The 16952-nt window shown below is 43.5% G+C and carries 19 protein-coding genes; 14 read left to right on the forward strand and 5 right to left on the reverse strand.

Annotation, left to right across the window (positions count from 1 at the left end):
* From ICN33_RS05560 to hemL, 5 genes are all read left to right on the forward strand, one after another.
* Positions 1–1278 carry a glutamate-5-semialdehyde dehydrogenase gene (locus ICN33_RS05560; RefSeq protein WP_216195213.1) on the forward strand — a complete coding sequence of 426 codons (1278 nt, stop codon included), beginning with the start codon at positions 1–3 and terminating at the stop codon, positions 1276–1278.
* Positions 1279–1308: 30 nt separating this feature from the next.
* A complete protein-coding gene (locus tag ICN33_RS05565) occupies positions 1309–1734 on the forward strand; it encodes a CopD family protein (RefSeq protein ID WP_216195215.1) in 426 nt (141 codons plus the stop codon).
* A 45-nt stretch (positions 1735–1779) separates the two neighbouring features.
* Entirely contained in the window at positions 1780–3219 is a 1440-nt protein-coding gene (locus ICN33_RS05570; RefSeq protein WP_216195217.1) for a class I SAM-dependent RNA methyltransferase, read from the forward strand.
* 78 nt (positions 3220–3297) lie between these two features.
* Entirely contained in the window at positions 3298–3468 is a 171-nt protein-coding gene (locus tag ICN33_RS05575; RefSeq protein ID WP_071464595.1) for a rubredoxin, read from the forward strand.
* Positions 3469–3480: 12 nt separating this feature from the next.
* Positions 3481–4782 carry a glutamate-1-semialdehyde 2,1-aminomutase gene (hemL, locus tag ICN33_RS05580; RefSeq protein ID WP_216195219.1) on the forward strand — a complete coding sequence of 434 codons (1302 nt, stop codon included), beginning with the start codon at positions 3481–3483 and terminating at the stop codon, positions 4780–4782.
* Between the two features lie 12 nt (positions 4783–4794).
* Here hemL and ICN33_RS05585 read toward each other — a convergent pair whose 3' ends face one another.
* Positions 4795–5634 carry a symmetrical bis(5'-nucleosyl)-tetraphosphatase gene (locus tag ICN33_RS05585; protein ID WP_216195220.1) on the reverse strand — a complete coding sequence of 280 codons (840 nt, stop codon included), beginning with the start codon at positions 5632–5634 and terminating at the stop codon, positions 4795–4797.
* 39 nt (positions 5635–5673) lie between these two features.
* Positions 5674–7146: a deoxyribodipyrimidine photo-lyase gene (locus ICN33_RS05590; protein WP_216195222.1), complete on the reverse strand. Its 1473-nt coding sequence runs from the start codon at positions 7144–7146 to the stop codon at positions 5674–5676.
* Between the two features lie 76 nt (positions 7147–7222).
* On the opposite strand from ICN33_RS05590, the gene ICN33_RS05595 reads away from it, so the two are divergent.
* From ICN33_RS05595 to ICN33_RS05630, 8 genes are all read left to right on the forward strand, one after another.
* Entirely contained in the window at positions 7223–8032 is an 810-nt protein-coding gene (locus tag ICN33_RS05595) for a YdcF family protein (protein WP_216195224.1), read from the forward strand.
* A gap of 66 nt (positions 8033–8098) precedes the next feature.
* A complete protein-coding gene (locus tag ICN33_RS05600; protein ID WP_216196567.1) occupies positions 8099–8698 on the forward strand; it encodes a YqgE/AlgH family protein in 600 nt (199 codons plus the stop codon).
* Complete coding sequence (gene ruvX, locus ICN33_RS05605) at positions 8691–9146, forward strand: Holliday junction resolvase RuvX (RefSeq protein ID WP_216195226.1); 456 nt, start codon at positions 8691–8693, stop codon at positions 9144–9146. The genes ICN33_RS05600 and ruvX overlap by 8 nt, the downstream gene beginning before the upstream one ends.
* A 31-nt stretch (positions 9147–9177) precedes the next feature.
* On the forward strand, positions 9178–9681 hold the full coding sequence (gene pyrR / locus ICN33_RS05610; RefSeq protein WP_216195228.1) for a bifunctional pyr operon transcriptional regulator/uracil phosphoribosyltransferase PyrR: 504 nt from the start codon (positions 9178–9180) through the stop codon (positions 9679–9681).
* Complete coding sequence (locus ICN33_RS05615) at positions 9678–10637, forward strand: aspartate carbamoyltransferase catalytic subunit (RefSeq protein ID WP_216195230.1); 960 nt, start codon at positions 9678–9680, stop codon at positions 10635–10637. The genes pyrR and ICN33_RS05615 overlap by 4 nt, the downstream gene beginning before the upstream one ends.
* The gene (locus tag ICN33_RS05620) at positions 10637–11977 is read left to right on the forward strand and encodes a glycosyltransferase (protein WP_255530674.1); all 1341 of its coding nucleotides are present in this window, start codon (positions 10637–10639) and stop codon (positions 11975–11977) included. The genes ICN33_RS05615 and ICN33_RS05620 overlap by 1 nt, the downstream gene beginning before the upstream one ends.
* Entirely contained in the window at positions 11974–12876 is a 903-nt protein-coding gene (locus ICN33_RS05625) for a DUF6492 family protein (protein WP_216195235.1), read from the forward strand. Before ICN33_RS05620 ends, ICN33_RS05625 begins: the two co-directional genes overlap by 4 nt.
* A 14-nt stretch (positions 12877–12890) precedes the next feature.
* Positions 12891–13622: a glycosyltransferase family 25 protein gene (locus ICN33_RS05630; RefSeq protein WP_216195237.1), complete on the forward strand. Its 732-nt coding sequence runs from the start codon at positions 12891–12893 to the stop codon at positions 13620–13622.
* Positions 13623–13627: 5 nt separating this feature from the next.
* On the opposite strand, the gene ICN33_RS05635 is transcribed toward ICN33_RS05630, so the two are convergent.
* On the reverse strand, positions 13628–14446 hold the full coding sequence (locus tag ICN33_RS05635; RefSeq protein WP_216195239.1) for a glycosyltransferase family A protein: 819 nt from the start codon (positions 14444–14446) through the stop codon (positions 13628–13630).
* Positions 14447–14560: 114 nt separating this feature from the next.
* Between ICN33_RS05635 and ICN33_RS05640 the strand changes: the two genes are divergently transcribed.
* Positions 14561–15268: a hypothetical protein gene (locus tag ICN33_RS05640; RefSeq protein ID WP_216195241.1), complete on the forward strand. Its 708-nt coding sequence runs from the start codon at positions 14561–14563 to the stop codon at positions 15266–15268.
* A 5-nt stretch (positions 15269–15273) separates the two neighbouring features.
* Here ICN33_RS05640 and ICN33_RS05645 read toward each other — a convergent pair whose 3' ends face one another.
* Both ICN33_RS05645 and ICN33_RS05650 read right to left on the reverse strand, forming a co-directional pair.
* Positions 15274–16218: a glycosyltransferase family 10 domain-containing protein gene (locus ICN33_RS05645; RefSeq protein WP_216195242.1), complete on the reverse strand. Its 945-nt coding sequence runs from the start codon at positions 16216–16218 to the stop codon at positions 15274–15276.
* A 27-nt stretch (positions 16219–16245) separates the two neighbouring features.
* Positions 16246–16920, reverse strand: a complete 675-nt coding sequence (locus ICN33_RS05650; protein WP_216195244.1) for a hypothetical protein — start codon at positions 16918–16920, stop codon at positions 16246–16248.
* Between the last annotated feature and the right edge of the window lie 32 nt (positions 16921–16952).

Below are 16952 nucleotides of genomic sequence, written 5' to 3' on the forward strand. Positions count from 1 at the left end.
ATGAGTTTATCTATTCATGAAATGATGCAAGACATCGGGAAGCGAGCACGGACTGCATCGCGGGCGATGGCGCGCGCATCTAGTGAGCAAAAGAATCAAGCCTTATTGCATATCGCTAAGGTTGTTCGTCAAAAATCTACTGAGATTCAGAAGGTGAATCAGGTTGATGTCGAGCGCGCGAAGGCGAATGGACAAGATGCTGCTTTTGTTGATCGTTTGACCATGACGCCTAAAACAATTGAAACTATGGCTTTGGGCTTGGAGCAAATTGTTTCCCTGGATGACCCAATAGGAAAAATTTCTGCTTTGCAAAAGCAATCTTCCGGAATCGAAATTGGCCAGATGCGTGTGCCACTTGGGGTGATCGGCATCATTTATGAGTCTCGGCCAAATGTCACCATTGATGCAGCCGCCTTGTGCCTAAAGTCTGGAAACACAGTGATTTTGCGTGGTGGTTCAGAGGCTATTGATTCAAATACTTTGTTGGCCCAGATTATTCAAGAGGGCTTAGCAACTGCAGGCTTGCCTAAGGATGCTGTGCAAGTGGTGACCACTACGGATCGGAGCGCTGTAGGCGAGATGATCACAATGACCCAATATATTGATGTAATCGTGCCGCGTGGAGGTAAGAGCTTGATTGCGCGTTTGATGGCTGAAGCCCGTGTTCCGATGATTAAACATTTAGATGGCATCTGCCATACCTATATTGATGCTGATGCTGATGTTGCAATGGCTGTGAAGGTATGCGATAACGCCAAGACTCAACGCTATGCTCCTTGTAATGCGATGGAGACCTTGTTGGTAAATCAAGAGATTGCTAATAAGGTATTGCCAACCCTTTGCAAGATATATCAAGATAAAGGCGTCGAACTTCGGGTCGATAGTTTGACTCGCAAGACGCTCGAGGCCAGCGGCTTTCAGAATTTGGTCGATGCCAAGGAAGAGGATTGGCAAACAGAGTATTTGGCTCCAATTTTGTCAATTAAGATGGTCGCCAATATCGATGAGGCTATGAATCATATTGAGCAATATGGCAGCAAACATACTGATGCCATTATTACCAATAGCAAGTCACAGGCTGATCGCTTCTTGCGTGAAGTCGATAGTGCTAGCGTGATGGTCAATGCCAGTACGCGCTTTGCGGATGGTTTTGAGTATGGCCTTGGCGCAGAAATTGGTATCTCTAATGACAAGCTACATGCCCGTGGTCCTGTCGGCCTCGATGGTTTGACCTCATTGAAGTATGTCGTTATGGGTCATGGCGAGATTCGTACTTAACTTAAATAGAACATACTGCACACACTAAATATGAGTAACGCTTACCTCTGGATAAAAACTTTTCACATCGTATTGATTACCTCGTGGTTTGCTGGATTGTTTTATTTGCCTAGAATTTTTGTGAACCTGGCTGAAGAGAAAAATCCTGAGGCTTATGCTCGATTGCTGGGTATGGCTGATCGCCTCTTTCGGTTTATGACCATCTTGGCCATACCAGCTGTTTTGTTGGGTTTAACGCTTTGGCTTTACTTCGGTATTGGCGCTGGCGATATTTGGATGCACGCCAAATTATTTTTTGTGATCCTGGTAATTGGTTATCACCATGCCTGTTTAAGCTTGCTGAAGAAATTCCGTTCTGGTGTAAATGCGCGATCCGGTGTTTGGTTTCGTTGGTTTAATGAAGTCCCAGTAATCTTATTGGTGATTATTGTTGCCTTAGTGCTCTTTAAGCCGTAAAGAGCAACCCCTATTTTTTAATATCCTTTTAAGACTGTTAGCCCCATGAGATTTTTTGTTGTTTGTCCAGGCGGTTTGGAAGTGCCGCTTGCCCAGGAGTTAGCAGAGATTGCTGGACGCCCAGAATGCAAGGCTTTAGGTGCCTGGGTAATAGACTCGACCCCAACTAGCCCCACTGGTGGGGTTGGCCTTGCCGCCCCCTTATCTGCAGCGATGGCATTGAACTTACATTCGCGTATTGCAAGCCGAGTTTTATTGCAAATGGCACAAGCGCCCTATAGACAAGAAGAGGATTTGTATAAGTTAGCCAGTGGTTTAGCGTGGGAAGAGTGGTTTACTTCTAAGCAAACTCTACGAGTTGATGTGACGGCGCATCGCTCTCCATTGAAAAGTTTAAATTTTGCAACTCTCAAAATTAAAGATGCAATTGTTGATCGTTTACGTGACGTGACAGGAGATCGACCTAGTATTGATACTGCTTTTCCGGACGTACGAGTGCAGGCGCATTTAACAGCAACCCAGGTAACTATTTATTTGGATACCTCTGGTGAGGCTTTATTCAAGCGAGGCTGGCGTGATGAAAAAGGTGATGCACCCTTAAAAGAAAATTTAGCTGCTGGCATTCTGTCATTCACCGCTTGGAAACCTGGCCAATCTTTATTTGATCCCATGTGTGGTAGCGGTACTTTTTTAATTGAAGCCGCCCAAATAGCCTTATCTATTCCGCCTGGCGCCATACGTGCAGGCATGTATGGCGACGATGCTAAACCAAGTCGCCTGGCCTATCGCCCTCTAGTCACTTCTGCAGATGGTTTTGGATTTCAACGACTAAAGCCATTTAATGACGCTGCTGCGCATCAGCATTGGTTGGGTTTGAAAGAAGCTGCTCTTGCGCTGATGCTAGAAAAACGTAAGCAGTATCCTGGTGTTGAGGCATTAAAAATTTCTGGCGGTGATATTAATGAGAAATTAGTATCTATGTTTAAGGGCAACTGGCAAAGAGCACAATTACCAGACCAACCGGTGGTACGTCAGGTCGACGCTTTAGCTGCAAAGCCACCGGGCAATATTAGCGAAGGTGTGATGTTATTAAATCCACCATACGGCGAGCGACTGGTGATTAAGGGTGGGCGTGGTCAGGATCGATCTAGTCAAGAGATTCGTCATGATGATATTGAGGAGCCAGATAATCGTTTTGAGCTCAACTTGGAGACAGGTCGTCAAAGCGCTAAACGCTCTAGTCGGGAGTCATTGAAAAAGCTGCAGGCTCAGGAAGAGCAAGATCCCAAGTTTGTTGAATTTTTGCGTCAATTTGGACAGCATCTCAAAGATGATTTTGGTGGCTGGAATATCTTTGTGCTTACGGCAGATATGGCGCTACCAGGTCAACTGCGCATCAAAGAATCAAAACGTACACCCCTCTTTAATGGTCCCTTGGAGTGTCGTTTATTTAAGTTTGAGATGCATGCCAAGCGACCAGCTTAAGCCTGACCAATATAAGCATAAAACCTTAAAATAAGAGAATGAGCTGAGATTAGTAATCTATAGGCGGAGAGCAAAGTAATGGAATTTAAAACGTATATGTGTTTAATCTGTGGCTGGGTCTATGACGAAGCTGCTGGATTGCCGGATGAAGGCATTGCACCCGGAACTCTTTGGAAGGATGTGCCAATGAACTGGACTTGTCCTGAGTGTGGTGCTCGTAAAGAAGACTTTGAAATGATGGCAATTTAAGTAAAAACAACAATGGCAAAAGTAAATCAAAACGAAGTGCTGTTTGAGCGCGCACAAAAGACAATTCCTGGAGGCGTCAACTCCCCAGTGAGGGCTTTTCGTCAAGTGGGTGGAACACCGCGTTTTGTTACTAAAGCCAAGGGCCCTTATTTTTGGGATGCCAATGATCAGCGCTACATCGATTTGATTATGTCTTGGGGCCCCATGATTGTGGGCCACGCAAATCCAGAAGTGGTGGCTGCGGTGCAGAAAGCTGCCGAGACTAGTTTTAGTTATGGCGCTCCTACTGAAGGCGAGATTGAGCTAGCTGAACGTATATGTGCCCTCATGCCAAGTGTTGAACAAGTGCGCATGGTATCTAGTGGAACAGAAGCGACGATGAGCGCTTTGCGTTTAGCGCGTGGTTACACTGGTCGTGACTTGATTATTAAGTTTGAGGGTTGCTATCATGGTCACGCCGATAGCTTGTTGGTAAAGGCGGGATCAGGCTTACTTACTTTTGCTGACTCCACCCAAAATGCGCCATCTTCCGGAGGCGTTCCGCAGGATTTGGTGAAGCATACCTTGGTATTGCCTTACAACGATGTTGCTGCGATTGAAGAAGTATTCAAAAAGCAGGGCGATCAAATTGCTGCAGTCATCATTGAGCCAATCGCCGGTAATATGAATTTAATTCAACCACCTAAAGAGTTTTTGGCGGCAATTCGATCTCTCACCAGTAAGTATGGCGCTGTACTGATCTATGACGAAGTCATGACTGGCTTTAGAGTGGCTTTAGGTGGCGCTCAATCTTTACAAGGAATTACTCCTGATTTAACTTGCTTGGGCAAGGTCATGGGTGGTGGCATGCCAATGGCGGCTTTTGGCGGAAAGAAAGAAATCATGTCTAAGCTTGCCCCTCAAGGGAATGTTTATCAGGCTGGAACTCTCTCTGGAAATCCGGTAGCTGTAGCAGCAGGCTTAAAGACTCTGGAGATTATTTCTAGAGAAGGTTTCTATGAATGTTTAACTGGTCAGACAGAAAAGCTTATGGCTGGTTTAAGAGCAGCTGCTGATAAAAACAATATTCCTTTTTCCGTAGACAGCGTAGGCGGTATGTTTGGTTTTTACTTTACGGATCAGGTTCCGGCCTCATATGAAGCGGTGACTAAAACCAATATTGATGCCTTTAAGAAATTTTTCCACTTGATGTTGGATGAAGGCGTGTATTTAGCGCCGTCTGCTTATGAAGCTGGCTTTACCTCTATTGCACATGACAACGCTGTGCTTGATGAGATTATTGCTGCCGCAGAAAATTCATTTAAGAAGCTCTAAAAACTCTATTTTTTACATGCGTAGCGGATGGTCATAGCCATTTGCTTGGATGATTGCTAGTTTTTTACTGTCTTTATTGGAGTCTGCAATTTCTAGGGCGGTGAGTTTTCCGCCCCAAACACAGCCAGTGTCTAGGCCAATAACATTGTGTTTACGTAGCAAACCTAATGTGGACCAATGTCCAAAGTAAATCAAGGTGTCGGCCGTTTTTCTATTGGGCGCCATAAACCAAGGGGTATAACCCTTGGGGCCATCTTCTAAACCTTCTTTACTTTCAAACTCCATTTGACCAGTAGGGCTACAAAAACGCATTCTGGTTAAAGCATTAGTAATCACTCGTAAGCGCTCATGTCCCTTTAGGGAGTTGCTCCATTTATTGGGGATATTGCCATACATATTGGCTAAAAAGGTTTTATAAGATTTACCGCGCAATGCTTTCTCTACCTCTTGAGCACATTCAATAGTTTGTTGTAGATCCCATTGCGGTAGCACTCCTGCATGAACAGTGAGTACCTTACCATTACTAAGTGCCATGGGACGTTTTCGAATCCAGTCAATGAGTTCTGCACGATCAGGGGCATTTAAGATGGGTGTAACGGTATCAAGCCCTTTTGTTTTTCGGAGACCGGCATCAATCGCCAGAAGATGCAAGTCATGATTGCCTAAGATGCACTCAGCGCGTCCAGACTCTTGCAAAGTTTTTAAATGTCTTAATGCGCCTAATGAGTCAGGTCCACGATTGACTAAGTCCCCCAGAAAAATCATTTTGGATTTCGGTGGGAGTTTTTTGACTAAGGCTTTTAATGAAGGTGCGCAGCCTTGGACATCACCTACAGCATAGATCTTGCTCATATCTCATCTTAAAGCGGAAATCAGGGGATATAGCTAGTGCTAAGTGATTTTTTTCACAACGCTATAGCGCACTAAAGTCTTCTTACGTGCCTCGTCATGATCAACTACTGGCAGGGGGTAATCTCTTCCAAGGCTGATACCAGCTGCCTCTAGCTCTATATGGCCGGCTTTCCATGGGGCGTGAACGGTTTTCTTGGAGAGTTTTTCCAGTTGTGGCAGATAGCGTTTGATGAACTTGCCTTCTGGATCAAACTTTTCTGACTGGGTGATGGGGTTAAAGATCCGGAAATAAGGCTGAGCATCGCAACCCGATGAGGAGGCCCATTGCCAGCCGCCGTTATTGGAAGAAAGCTCAAAGTCATTAAGATGTTCGGCAAAATAGGCTTCACCCCAGCGCCAATCTATTCCTAAATCTTTTGTTAAAAAACTCGCTACTACCATACGTAAACGATTATGCATGTAGCCACTTTGATTGAGTTGATGCATTGCTGCATCAACTAGCGGGTAGCCAGTCTTACCTTCACACCAAGCGGAAAATAGTTTCTTTGCTTTCGGGCCAGATTCCCAAACGATATTGTCATAGTCCGGTTTAAAAGATGCACCCTTTGCTAGGCGCGGATGATTAGCAAGAATCATGAAATAAAAATCACGCCATATCAATTCACTTAACCAAATGGTTGCGCCCATACTTCCTGCTAGCATTCGTCGATGGGCCTCGCGCACCAAACCTCTGATAGACAGCATGCCAAAGCGTAAGTGCGTCGATAGATAACTTACTCCCTTGATCGCGGGAAAGTCTCTACCAATTTGGTATTGATCAATGCGCGGTAAGAAGTCTTCTAAAAAGGCTTGACCACCTTCAGAGCCAGGTGGAAGGTAGCTTTCAATACCTGTGGCGCAAAAGCCCATGGATTCAAGAGAGGGAAATGCTTGATTTAATTTTTTAGGAATCGGAGCAAGCTGTCCAGGCTTTGGATTGCACTCATACGCAGCGAGATCTTTTTCTTGGAGAGTTTTAAGCCAATTATTTTTGTACGGCGTAAAGATAGAAAAGACAGTATTGGAGTTGGTCAGAATTTCCTTTTTCTCAAAAATCACTTGATCTTTGAAGCTCTCAAAATGTATTTCCAGTTTTTCCAAGGATGACTTAACGCTTTCATCTCTTGCTATCCCTGAAGGCTCGTAATCATGATTGGTGAAAACAGTTTCAACACCCAATTCTTTAGCAATTACGGGAATGCACTCAGTAGGCTTGCCGAAGCGAACAATGAGTCCACCCCCCTGTTTGCGGAGCTCATCATCTATTTGCTTCAGGCCCTGCCAAATGAAGTCAACACGACGGTCCGGTTTGAATCCTTTAACATCTAATTCACCCTTCAGCAGGGGATTGAGGATATCGGTATCAAAGACAAAAGTAAGCCATACCTGCTTACCCTCCTTGAGGGCGTGGTGGAGCGCAGCATTGTCATATAGACGGAGGTCACGGCGGAGCCAAACAAGAGCTTTTTGCATAGCCCCTATATTAGGGCTTATTTAAGCTAAATGCAGGCGGCTGCATACGTTAGACGGGTTAAGATCCTATGGAATCATGGATACGATCTTTTTTATTCTCTCTAAAGTGGTGCAATTTTGTATTGAGCCACTTAATTGGGTGCTCATCTTTGTTCTGATGGCGCTACTTTTTTTGTCTTTGCGAAAATCTCATCTCTGTAAGCGGTTTTTAGTGTTGGCTTTGGTAGATCTTGCTCTGGTGGGTTGGCTACCGGCATCTGAAGTTTTTCTTCGGGCGCTTGAGAATGCCGTTCCGAAAATAGAGCTCTCAAAGTTATCCGAAAATGATATCGGTGGAATGATTATTTTGGGTGGCGCTATTGATGGCGGAGAAATTGCCGTTGATCGTGGAGAGATTTCGATTTATTCATCGGCTGAAAGAGTGACCAAAGCATTTGAGCTGATTCGGAAGAGTCCAAATGTAGCGTTCATATTTAGCGGCTACTCAGGACGCATCAATCCTAAGGGTGTTTCAGAGGCGGATGCCTTTAAGCGGCTGATCCAAGAACAGGGCTTAAGCGAGCAAAACGCACATTACGAAAAACAGTCTCGTAATACCTATGAAAATGTCTTATATGTGAGGCCGATGATGGAGGAGTTTGGTCTAAAATCGGATGCGGGGCAACAAAAGCCATGGCTCCTAATTACCTCTGCTAGCCATATGTACCGTTCAACCAAGATTTTCCAAAAACAAGGTTTGTATGTGATTCCTGTGCCAGTAGATTATCAAACGGCTAATAGCCTCCAGTGGACAATGTTTGACTTGGTGGATGGAGCCCACAATTGGAACATCCTGATTCATGAAATAGTTGGACTTTTTGCTTACTGGATTACCGGAAAAATCTAGATATTCTGTAAAATAGACTCCATGACTTCCGCTAAAAAAGCACCCACTGCTTCAGGCTTAGTCTCTATGCCGGAGTCATCAATTTCTTTTTCTGCAGACCATCTAGCCAATCAGTTTTTAATTGCGATGCCTGGCATGGTCGATCCCAACTTTGCTGGATCAGTAATCTATCTTTTTGAGCATACTGAGAGGGGCGCAATGGGTCTGGTGGTTAATAGGCCAACAGAGGTAAATTTGAGTACTCTTTTTGACAAAATTGATCTCAAATTGGAAATTGCCCCTTTGCTAGATCAGCCGGTGTATTTTGGTGGCCCTGTTCAAATTGAACGTGGTTTCGTTTTGCATGAATCCAAGCCCAATCTTTCTTATAGCTCCTCATTGATTATTCCCGGAGGTCTAACGATGACTACCTCTAAAGATGTGCTGGAGGCAGTGGCTGGAGGCAATGGGCCTCAACAGTTTCTAATGACCTTAGGCTATGCCGGTTGGGGTGCCGGTCAACTCGAAGAAGAAATCACGCTCAATGGCTGGATCAATGTCCCGCTGACATGTGAGCAAATGACAGACATTATCTTTAATACCCCTTCCAGCCAGCGCTATCAAAAGGCGATGAATTATCTAGGCTTTGATCCATCCGACCTCTCAGGAGAGGCGGGGTATGCTTAAGCCCATTGCACCGAACGCGCCGATTATGGTGATGGCATTTGACTATGGAACACGCCGCGTAGGTGTTGCAGTTGGTAATTCCGTAACAATGGCAGGAGAGCCTTTAAGGACAATTACAGCGGCCAATAGTGATGCTTTATTTAGAGATATAGAGGCCCTCTTAGCCGAATGGCAGCCTAATCAGTTGGTAGTGGGGCGACCGACCCATCCAGATGGCGCTCCTCATGAGATGACAGCAAAGGCTACCCGCTTTGGTAATCAATTGCATGGCCGCTTTCGGCTGCCGATTGCTTGGGTGGATGAGCGGTATACCTCGGTAGTTTTAGAGGGTGACGCCCAGATGCGGGACAATCTAGATGCGCATTCGGCAGCCCTCATTTTGGAGCAATATTTTTCAGAGTTAGATACGAAATTGGATACTCAGTTAGATGCTAAAGCTGCCGACTAAAAATGTAGTTCGATACAGTGTGGATTAAAGAATGAATGCAGAACAGTTATACGATAAATTACTAGTCAAACTTCGTGAGGTAATGCAAGTAGACTCTTTTGAGCTGGTAGGACTTGCGATGGGTGGAGCATGGATTGCTGAACGTCTAGCCAAAGATCTAGGCTTGCCTCACTATGGCGTCATTAATGTGGCTTTTCATCGAGATGATTATGCTGAGAAGGGGATGACGGCATTACGCACCGCTAGCACGATGACCACCCATCTGCCGTTTGATGTCAATGGCGCCAATGTCATTTTGATTGATGATGTTCTGCTAACCGGAAGAACGGTTCGAGCAGCCCTCAATGAGTTATTTGATTTTGGTCGGCCTGCACAAGTTGAGTTGATGGTCTTGGCTGACCGAGGAAATCGTGAGTTACCAGTGACCGCTAATTTTGTTGGGGAACAGGTAGCAGTTCCGGAGAACCAAATTCTGGTTTTAGAGAAGGATAACGCTGGCAAGTTCAGCTTTGAACTAGAGGAGCGTAAACAATGAGTCAGCTAGTGAATCAATTTAATTCAGCTGGAGAGTTGACCCATCTTTTAACGCTTGAAGGCCTACCGAAGGAGCAGATCCTCCATATTTTAGATACTGCGCAACAGTTTGTGAGTGTGACTGACCCTGCTCGTGAAGTAAAAAAAGTGCCTCTGCTGCGCGGTAAAAGTGTATTTAATCTCTTTTTTGAGAACTCAACCCGCACGCGAACAACTTTTGAGATTGCTGCTAAACGTTTATCTGCAGATGTTATTAATTTAGATATTTCTACATCATCTACCGCTAAGGGCGAGAGTCTACTCGACACGATCGACAATCTAGTGGCGATGCAGGCAGATATTTTTGTTGTTCGTCATGGCATATCTAGAGCACCCATAGAAATTGCAAATCATGTTCCTGCTCATGTACACGTAGTAAATGCGGGTGATGGTAGTCATCAGCACCCGACTCAAGGTTTGTTGGATATGTATACGATGCGTCACTTTAAGCAAAACTTTAAAGGCTTGAAGGTGGCGATTGTGGGTGACATTGTTCATAGTCGTGTAGCGAAGTCGAACATTCATGCGTTAACCACCTTAGGTTGTGAAGATATCCGCGCAATAGGTCCAGAAAGCTTGCTTCCAAGCGACCTTGATATGTTGGGTGTTAAGGTCTTTCATAGCATGGAAGAGGGACTAAAAGATGTTGATGTCGTGATGACGCTGCGCATCCAAAAGGAGCGCATGGAGGCTGGTCAAGTTCCTGAGGGGGATGCATTCTTTGGGCAGTATGGGCTCACGTCTGCTCGTCTAGCATTGGCGAAATCAAACGCCATCGTTATGCATCCTGGTCCAATGAACCGAGGAGTTGAGATTGACTCTGCTGTGGCTGATGGCCCTCAGTCAGTCATTCTGAATCAAGTCACGTTTGGTATTGCCGTGCGTATGGCTGTCATGTCGATTGTTGCGGGCAATTGATGCAACAGAAGCGCTGGTTAATTCTGTCTCATGGTTTTAATATGGATGGCAGAGCTTCTAGCCAAACCATCACTGACAAGATCCCCTATTTTCTGGAAGCAGGTATTGAGCCAACGGTCTATAGCGCTATTACTGGCATTAAAGATCATCGTTTTCCGCATCGTCAATTTTTAGCATGGGGTCCTGCAGCGTTTCGATTTGATTTTCGTCATTGGATTGCAAATCAATATGGCAGGGGATTCTTTTATAAAGCTTCTACGGGCCTAGTTTCTTTGTTGCTTGCACCCTTTATTGCGCTAGAAAAGTTTTTTCTTGGATATTCAAGTCAGTGGTCTTGGTCTATCCCCGCTTATCTGCATGGCTTAAATTTGATTCAAGCAGGTAAGATCGATTTAATTTTTTCAACCGGTGGAGCTTGGTCTGCTCACTTGGCAGGCTTATGGTTGAAAAAAAAGACTGGTCTGCCTTGGATAGCCGAGATTCATGATCCCTTGGTGATCCGTCAGAGTCCAAACGATCCTGGTTTCGATAAACCTAAAAATAGAGATGCCCGGTTCAGGCAATATCTTGAAAGGCAAATTTGTAAATATGCTGACTTGGTATGGTGGTTTACTGATGGGGCTGTGCATTATGCAAAGGTGCGTAATACCAATTTAAATACTTCAAATAATGCTCACGGATTTATGGTGTTGCCGGGTGCAGAACCCCCGGGTGGTTTGAATGCCGCTCAAATACATCAGTATTCTGATTATTTAAACTTGTGCCACTTTGGTTCCCTAGCAAATGATCGTTCTCTTTCTACGATTCTGAATGCCTTAGTCCCGCTTTTTAAAAAATATCCTAAGGCAAGAGAAAGTATTCGGGTTCACGCCTATGGAGCGCCATTAGATTCTTTAACAGTAGAAGCCATCAAAAAATTACAATTTCAGGATGTTTTACTAGCGCATGGACGCCTAGAAAAGGATCCCGGTACAGGAAAATCTGGAAGGGAGCGGGTCGTAGAAAAGATGCAATCCGCAGATGTTTTAATTCTCTTGCATGGAAATGATGAGTGGTGCGCAGAATATATTCCATCCAAGTTTTATGAATACCTTTGGACTGGTAGGCCAATTTGGGGAATTACGCATCGCAATCCTCAGTTGGATCAAATGCTATTGGAGCGATCCGCTTACTTGAGTCCTCAGAGTGATTCTGAGGCTGTGGAGCTTGCATTAGAGAGAATTTGGTTGGATTGGGAGGGTCAGCAATTAGTACAACCAATGTGGTCCCCCATAGGTGTAAAGCAGGCAGCGTATAAAATACTTTCAGAAGTTATAGATAAAACTGAAAGAAGCGCTTGAAAGATATAGTCCTTTACTGTAAGTCTTACCGCCGGGATTTTCTTCGGCTAAAGCGCTTACTGGAGTCGATTAATCAGTATAATATCGACCAAATCCCTTTTTATATTTCTACGCCTGCAGATCAATATCAGGACTTGCTATCTGTTTTAGGAGCTACCTCTGGGTTTCATTGGGTCTCTGATGAATCAATTATCGAGTCAAACCCAAGAGTAGGCGCTGGAATTGAAAAGACACGTTCTGGCGGGCTTAGCCAGCAGGCAATAAAGTCTGAATTCTGGCGTTTGGGGATTTCAGAAAAATATGTGTGCCTTGATTCTGATTGCATCTTTCTAAAAGAGTTTGGTCGTAAGAATTTCATTTCCGCAGATGGCAATCCTTACACAGTGATTTACCAAAACAAAGAATTTTTTCAGCTAGCAATTAATCGAAATCATTCTAGGGTTGAAGAAAATCTGTGTCTCGAGGGAGATCGAGTCAAGGCTTTATTCGGTAGAGAGGGGCCTAATTACTATTGCCCATGCCCACCTTTTATTTGGTCCGCTAAAGTTTGGCAATCACTTGACGAGCAATATCTCATCCCCAGGGGATTGACCTTTTGGGATATTTCAACTCCTGAGCATCCAGAGACTCTTTTATATCTTGAAGCCTTATTAAATTTTCATGCAATACCTTTGCATCCTATAGAGCAACTATTCAGGATTTATTACTATGATTGGCAATACTATCTTCTGCTCAGAGCAGGGGAATCAGAAAAAAAACTAACAACAAATTATTTAGGCGTTATCTATCAGTCAAACTGGGATTCTGATTTAGATCTCGGATCGTCCGGAAAATCTTTTCTGTCGCGGATAAATAGAAGATTAAAAAGATTTCTCCGATATTTGCAAAGTTACGTCTAGGCTAACTTTAATTTATGACAGCCACCCCATTACCATTACAGATTTTGGTTATCTCTTTGAGCAGATCACTTGATCGTAGAGCAAAAGTTGTGCAGGAGTTTCAGAAGGTTTCCCTGCCATGGTCATTTTTAGACGCAGTGGATGGCTCAGCCCTGCAAGGGCCGCCCAAAGAATATAAAGCCTTGAAAGTGAAGTGCTTGCAGGGTTATAAATTAACGCCCAATGAAATTGGCTGCTATCTTTCGCACAAGGAAGCTTGGATACGCTGCGCTGAGAAAAATATCCCAACATTAATTTTTGAAGATGATTTTGTCTTAACCCCAGAATTCGGGCATGTTATTCAGACTCTATTGAGCAATCCTATGTCTTGGGGTTTTGTAAGATTACAAGGTTTGTATGAAGTTTCGTATCAAGAAATCTCTTTCATCGATGACGTTCATTTGGTAAAAAATAGTGGTGATGCAGTTGGTGCAACTGCATATCTCTTAAAACCTGAAATTGCACGCATCTTAATTAATGAATCATCTGAGATTTATGAGCCAGTCGATCATTTTTTAGAACACCAAAAAAAGCATGGCTTGGAATTTTTAGCGATACGACCGTATCCAGTAGATATTACTCGAGCTAAGTCTACGATTGACGATAGAGAAGAGCGAGCCCCAGTCCAGGGTCTTAGAAAGCGTCTGCGTTCTGTTGCTAGAGCTTTTGATCGAGTATTTAATAAAAAACCTTGGTTTCCTAGGTAGATCTTTTACGAGTTGATTCCCTGATCAACGCTACTGTCATTTCTCCAGCAGCTAAGGGGGGTGATATTACTCAGAGCAACCGGGAACAAGGCATTCATTCTTAATTGAAAATCTCTATCCGAAAAGTGCACCAGCCTTTTTGATTTATCGGAGTAGTAGCCACCAATACTTTTCCAGGCGGATTTGTAAAAGCTGCTTCCGGAGTGGGTCATATTGATGTCGTTATATTTACGGTAGCTTAGTGTGTTGCTGGGTTGTCGTAGATCAATTTCAATTTTTTCAGCTGGGCAAATAGACTCGATGAGTTTGGTGGTGTTTTTCAATTCATCCGCACCAAAATGCAAAGAATGACCACCGAGTAGGGCGGCAGTAGGATATTTTTTTAAGATCTTATATGTAACCTCAATGACGTCATGCATGAGATAGTCATCATCATTAAGAATTGTGATGATGTCGGCATTGGAGTATTCGATGCCCTTGTTAAGACTGGCGGCCTGGCCTAGGTTTGTCTCATTTTGAAGGAGGACTAATTCAGACTCCATAGTGGGCTGATATTTTGAAATCAGATCTTGCAGAATTTCAAAGCTATTATCAGGAGATTGGTCTATAACAAAAATAACCTGATTTGGCGCTATCGTTTGTTGGCGAATGCTTTCAAACATTTCTTGTAAAAATGGAGCATGACCGTAACACGGAACGATAATTGCTATCGAAGGCTTGCTTGCAGAAGAAAAACTTGGCTTTTTTATCCCATTCTTGCTTTTAATAAAAGCCCTAAGCTTCCTCTTTGAAACCTCAGGTCTAAGCCAATCCTTCAGGCCCATTCTGAAATTGCGATGGATATTCCTTAATCTTTGATAGGGGGATGGCATATTCTGGTCAATAAAGGGGTGGAATGTAGAATGACGTTATTCTGAACAGTACCCGGGTAAACAAAAATGATCAATATCGTCTATAGACTGTGCGAAGCTGAGATGGCTCCACCATTTAGATCTAAGCGCTTACCTTGGTTCTCCAAATTGAATTGTTTGAAGTCATTTCTGAATTCAGTCGAATTTTCTAAAAACTATATAGCCAGTGTAACCTTTATTCATGACGGCCCAGAAGGGCAGTTATTAAAAGCGATACCTGAGAATTTTAAGGTGATTAAGGTAAATGCCTGCAGTAATGAGGGTAGTTTAATTGCGACTTATGAAGCTGCTAATGAGATTTCTGGGGATATCTATTTTGTTGAAGATGACTACCTCCACTTGCCAGAATCCATTAAATCGATTGCCCTTGCATTGCCAAGTCTTGGCTTGCTTACTGGTTATGATCATGAGGATCGTTATGTCAGAGATGATGATTTGAGTTATGGAAAAGAACTCATTATTTTTGATAAAAATAGCAATCGCCATTGGCGCACGGCTGAATCCACAACATGTACATTTGCCATTAGCGAATCAATGCGACCAAAAGTTGAGCCATTTGCAAAAAAGTATATGCTGCACGATCGCATGCTATTTAGAAAACTTTATAAGAAAAAGATACGCCTTTGGACTCCAGTACCGGGCTTAACAACTCACGTCGATACCGCACTTGCCCCTGGATTTGATTGGCTTGCATTTAATAATGCAATGTCTATCGCTCGCGATGCCTCTGAGTAGCTTAATTAGGAAATCGCTTCACTCAATATCTTATTGAGGAATTGTTTTAATGGCTCTAACGATGGCTTTTTAATCAATAAGGGTTCAGACTGGTAAGACTCAAGCCTGAGTTTGTTTAGCAAAATCTCAGGGAGATCTTGGAAATCACTTTTAAATAGCGGTTGAAGATTTAGGAATGAGCTTGGGTTGAAGTCTACGCCTATATTTTCATCGGCCCAGGTAATGGGTAAGCATCCAGAATAAAATGCCTCGGGAATCTTTTCTGTGTAGTAGCCGGGATAAAGACCATTCTCCGGGCACAGGTTGTAAGAAAAATCTTTTAGTACGCCCCTCTTCAGAAATCCACTAGAGTGATGATCTTTTATTTCTTTGTTAAAAAAGGCGCCAAATCCCTGGATGGGGACTACTTTTTCTAGCGCCTTAAAGAGTGAGCCCCTAGGCTCCCTTAAATGCGAAGACAGTAGCGCGCATGATCCACCTCTATTAAGGTATCGGCTTCCTAAGGGGGACATCAAAGTGGATATTTTTAATAGTTCACCATATCTCGGATTGGTGTTGGTGGTAATGCCCTCGTGCGACCAATCAAGCATTTCCATCCAATATGGGAATCTAAAGTGCTTGTCTGATTGCACGCCTAGATCGAACGAAATCGAATAGTCAGCATCTACAAAATCATGCCGCTCATTTTCTTGAGTATGGAAAAGCGTTAAAGGCCTAGACTTCTTTGTTTTAATGGCTTCAGTTGATTTATTTAGTAGCGGTCTAAGGGGTTTTGGGCACCACCTAAAGGGCTTCTGATTTTTTTTACAGAAGGGCCCAAGAATTAGTAAGTCAGCCTCACCTGGTTTTACCCAATCAATCTTGTATCCCATACCTTGGATAACCATAGGAAGCAGGCTAGACTGATAGTCGTGCGGGACACCTTCGGTAGCTATCTTGATCGAATTCATATGGATTATTGAGTAAATATCGAAAGCCTAGTCATTGTATTCCACCAAGACCCATGGCAATTTTCTAGTAAACGCGCTTTTCAGCTTCTTTTTAGCAAGGTGATAGTAAAGATTTCCATTAGATTTTTCATATAAAACATTTTCTACAAAATGTAAAAAGGAGGTATCTATAGAGTGGATTTCTGCAGCGTTCTCAACCAGCTTTGTCCAGTCATAGATGTTCTGTGTGGCAGGGTAAATTTCTATTGTTTTTAGATTGGTTGAATTTTCAATCTTTAGTGGGTAGGTATTATTTCCAGATTCTGTTCTGCAAACCAACATGTAAGGTTCATTCAGGGGATTAAGACGCCTGTATAACTCCTCAGATTCCGGGCCTGGTGGGACTGCTGCCTTGCTCCAGCGATAGTCAAATGGAACTCCATACTGCTCGTAAAAGGATTCATCAAAACGTTTGATGTCAATATTGTGGATACCGATTGTTTGATAAGTTGCATTTAAAAATTTAGCTAATTGCCTTGCTTCTCGACCACTGGTGACGACTGTCGGAAAAATATTTTTTGAGCTTTGAAGCATCCATGCAACAGAATGAAAGTATTGGGGAAGGCAAGCTAGGTGATAGCGCACATTCGGATTTTTTTCTGCAAGGGTACGCATGAGACCGAGACAGATGAGATTGTCTCCTAGCCCAAAGTGGGCCTCCATTAGAACAACATTTTTATTGCGCTTTACAAATA

Source organism: Polynucleobacter sp. UB-Tiil-W10 (genome assembly GCF_018881605.1).
GTDB lineage: Bacteria > Pseudomonadota > Gammaproteobacteria > Burkholderiales > Burkholderiaceae > Polynucleobacter.

What these genes read in the sequence shown, in the direction of transcription:
- ICN33_RS05590 (WP_216195222.1), bottom strand. Translation starts at nt 7,146, where the DNA reads ATGCAAAAAGCTCTTGTTTGGCTCCGCCGTGACCTCCGTCTATATGAC.
- ICN33_RS05595 (WP_216195224.1), top strand. Translation starts at nt 7,223, where the DNA reads ATGGATACGATCTTTTTTATTCTCTCTAAAGTGGTGCAATTTTGTATT.
- ICN33_RS05620 (WP_255530674.1), top strand. Translation starts at nt 10,637, where the DNA reads ATGCAACAGAAGCGCTGGTTAATTCTGTCTCATGGTTTTAATATGGAT.
- hemL (WP_216195219.1), top strand. Translation starts at nt 3,481, where the DNA reads ATGGCAAAAGTAAATCAAAACGAAGTGCTGTTTGAGCGCGCACAAAAG.
- ICN33_RS05640 (WP_216195241.1), top strand. Translation starts at nt 14,561, where the DNA reads ATGATCAATATCGTCTATAGACTGTGCGAAGCTGAGATGGCTCCACCA.
- ruvX (WP_216195226.1), top strand. Translation starts at nt 8,691, where the DNA reads ATGCTTAAGCCCATTGCACCGAACGCGCCGATTATGGTGATGGCATTT.
- ICN33_RS05585 (WP_216195220.1), bottom strand. Translation starts at nt 5,634, where the DNA reads ATGAGCAAGATCTATGCTGTAGGTGATGTCCAAGGCTGCGCACCTTCA.
- ICN33_RS05630 (WP_216195237.1), top strand. Translation starts at nt 12,891, where the DNA reads ATGACAGCCACCCCATTACCATTACAGATTTTGGTTATCTCTTTGAGC.
- ICN33_RS05565 (WP_216195215.1), top strand. Translation starts at nt 1,309, where the DNA reads ATGAGTAACGCTTACCTCTGGATAAAAACTTTTCACATCGTATTGATT.
- ICN33_RS05645 (WP_216195242.1), bottom strand. Translation starts at nt 16,218, where the DNA reads ATGAATTCGATCAAGATAGCTACCGAAGGTGTCCCGCACGACTATCAG.
- ICN33_RS05570 (WP_216195217.1), top strand. Translation starts at nt 1,780, where the DNA reads ATGAGATTTTTTGTTGTTTGTCCAGGCGGTTTGGAAGTGCCGCTTGCC.
- ICN33_RS05615 (WP_216195230.1), top strand. Translation starts at nt 9,678, where the DNA reads ATGAGTCAGCTAGTGAATCAATTTAATTCAGCTGGAGAGTTGACCCAT.
- ICN33_RS05575 (WP_071464595.1), top strand. Translation starts at nt 3,298, where the DNA reads ATGGAATTTAAAACGTATATGTGTTTAATCTGTGGCTGGGTCTATGAC.
- ICN33_RS05560 (WP_216195213.1), top strand. Translation starts at nt 1, where the DNA reads ATGAGTTTATCTATTCATGAAATGATGCAAGACATCGGGAAGCGAGCA.
- pyrR (WP_216195228.1), top strand. Translation starts at nt 9,178, where the DNA reads ATGAATGCAGAACAGTTATACGATAAATTACTAGTCAAACTTCGTGAG.
- ICN33_RS05635 (WP_216195239.1), bottom strand. Translation starts at nt 14,446, where the DNA reads ATGGGCCTGAAGGATTGGCTTAGACCTGAGGTTTCAAAGAGGAAGCTT.
- ICN33_RS05600 (WP_216196567.1), top strand. Translation starts at nt 8,099, where the DNA reads ATGCCGGAGTCATCAATTTCTTTTTCTGCAGACCATCTAGCCAATCAG.
- ICN33_RS05650 (WP_216195244.1), bottom strand. Translation starts at nt 16,920, where the DNA reads ATGGAGGCCCACTTTGGGCTAGGAGACAATCTCATCTGTCTCGGTCTC.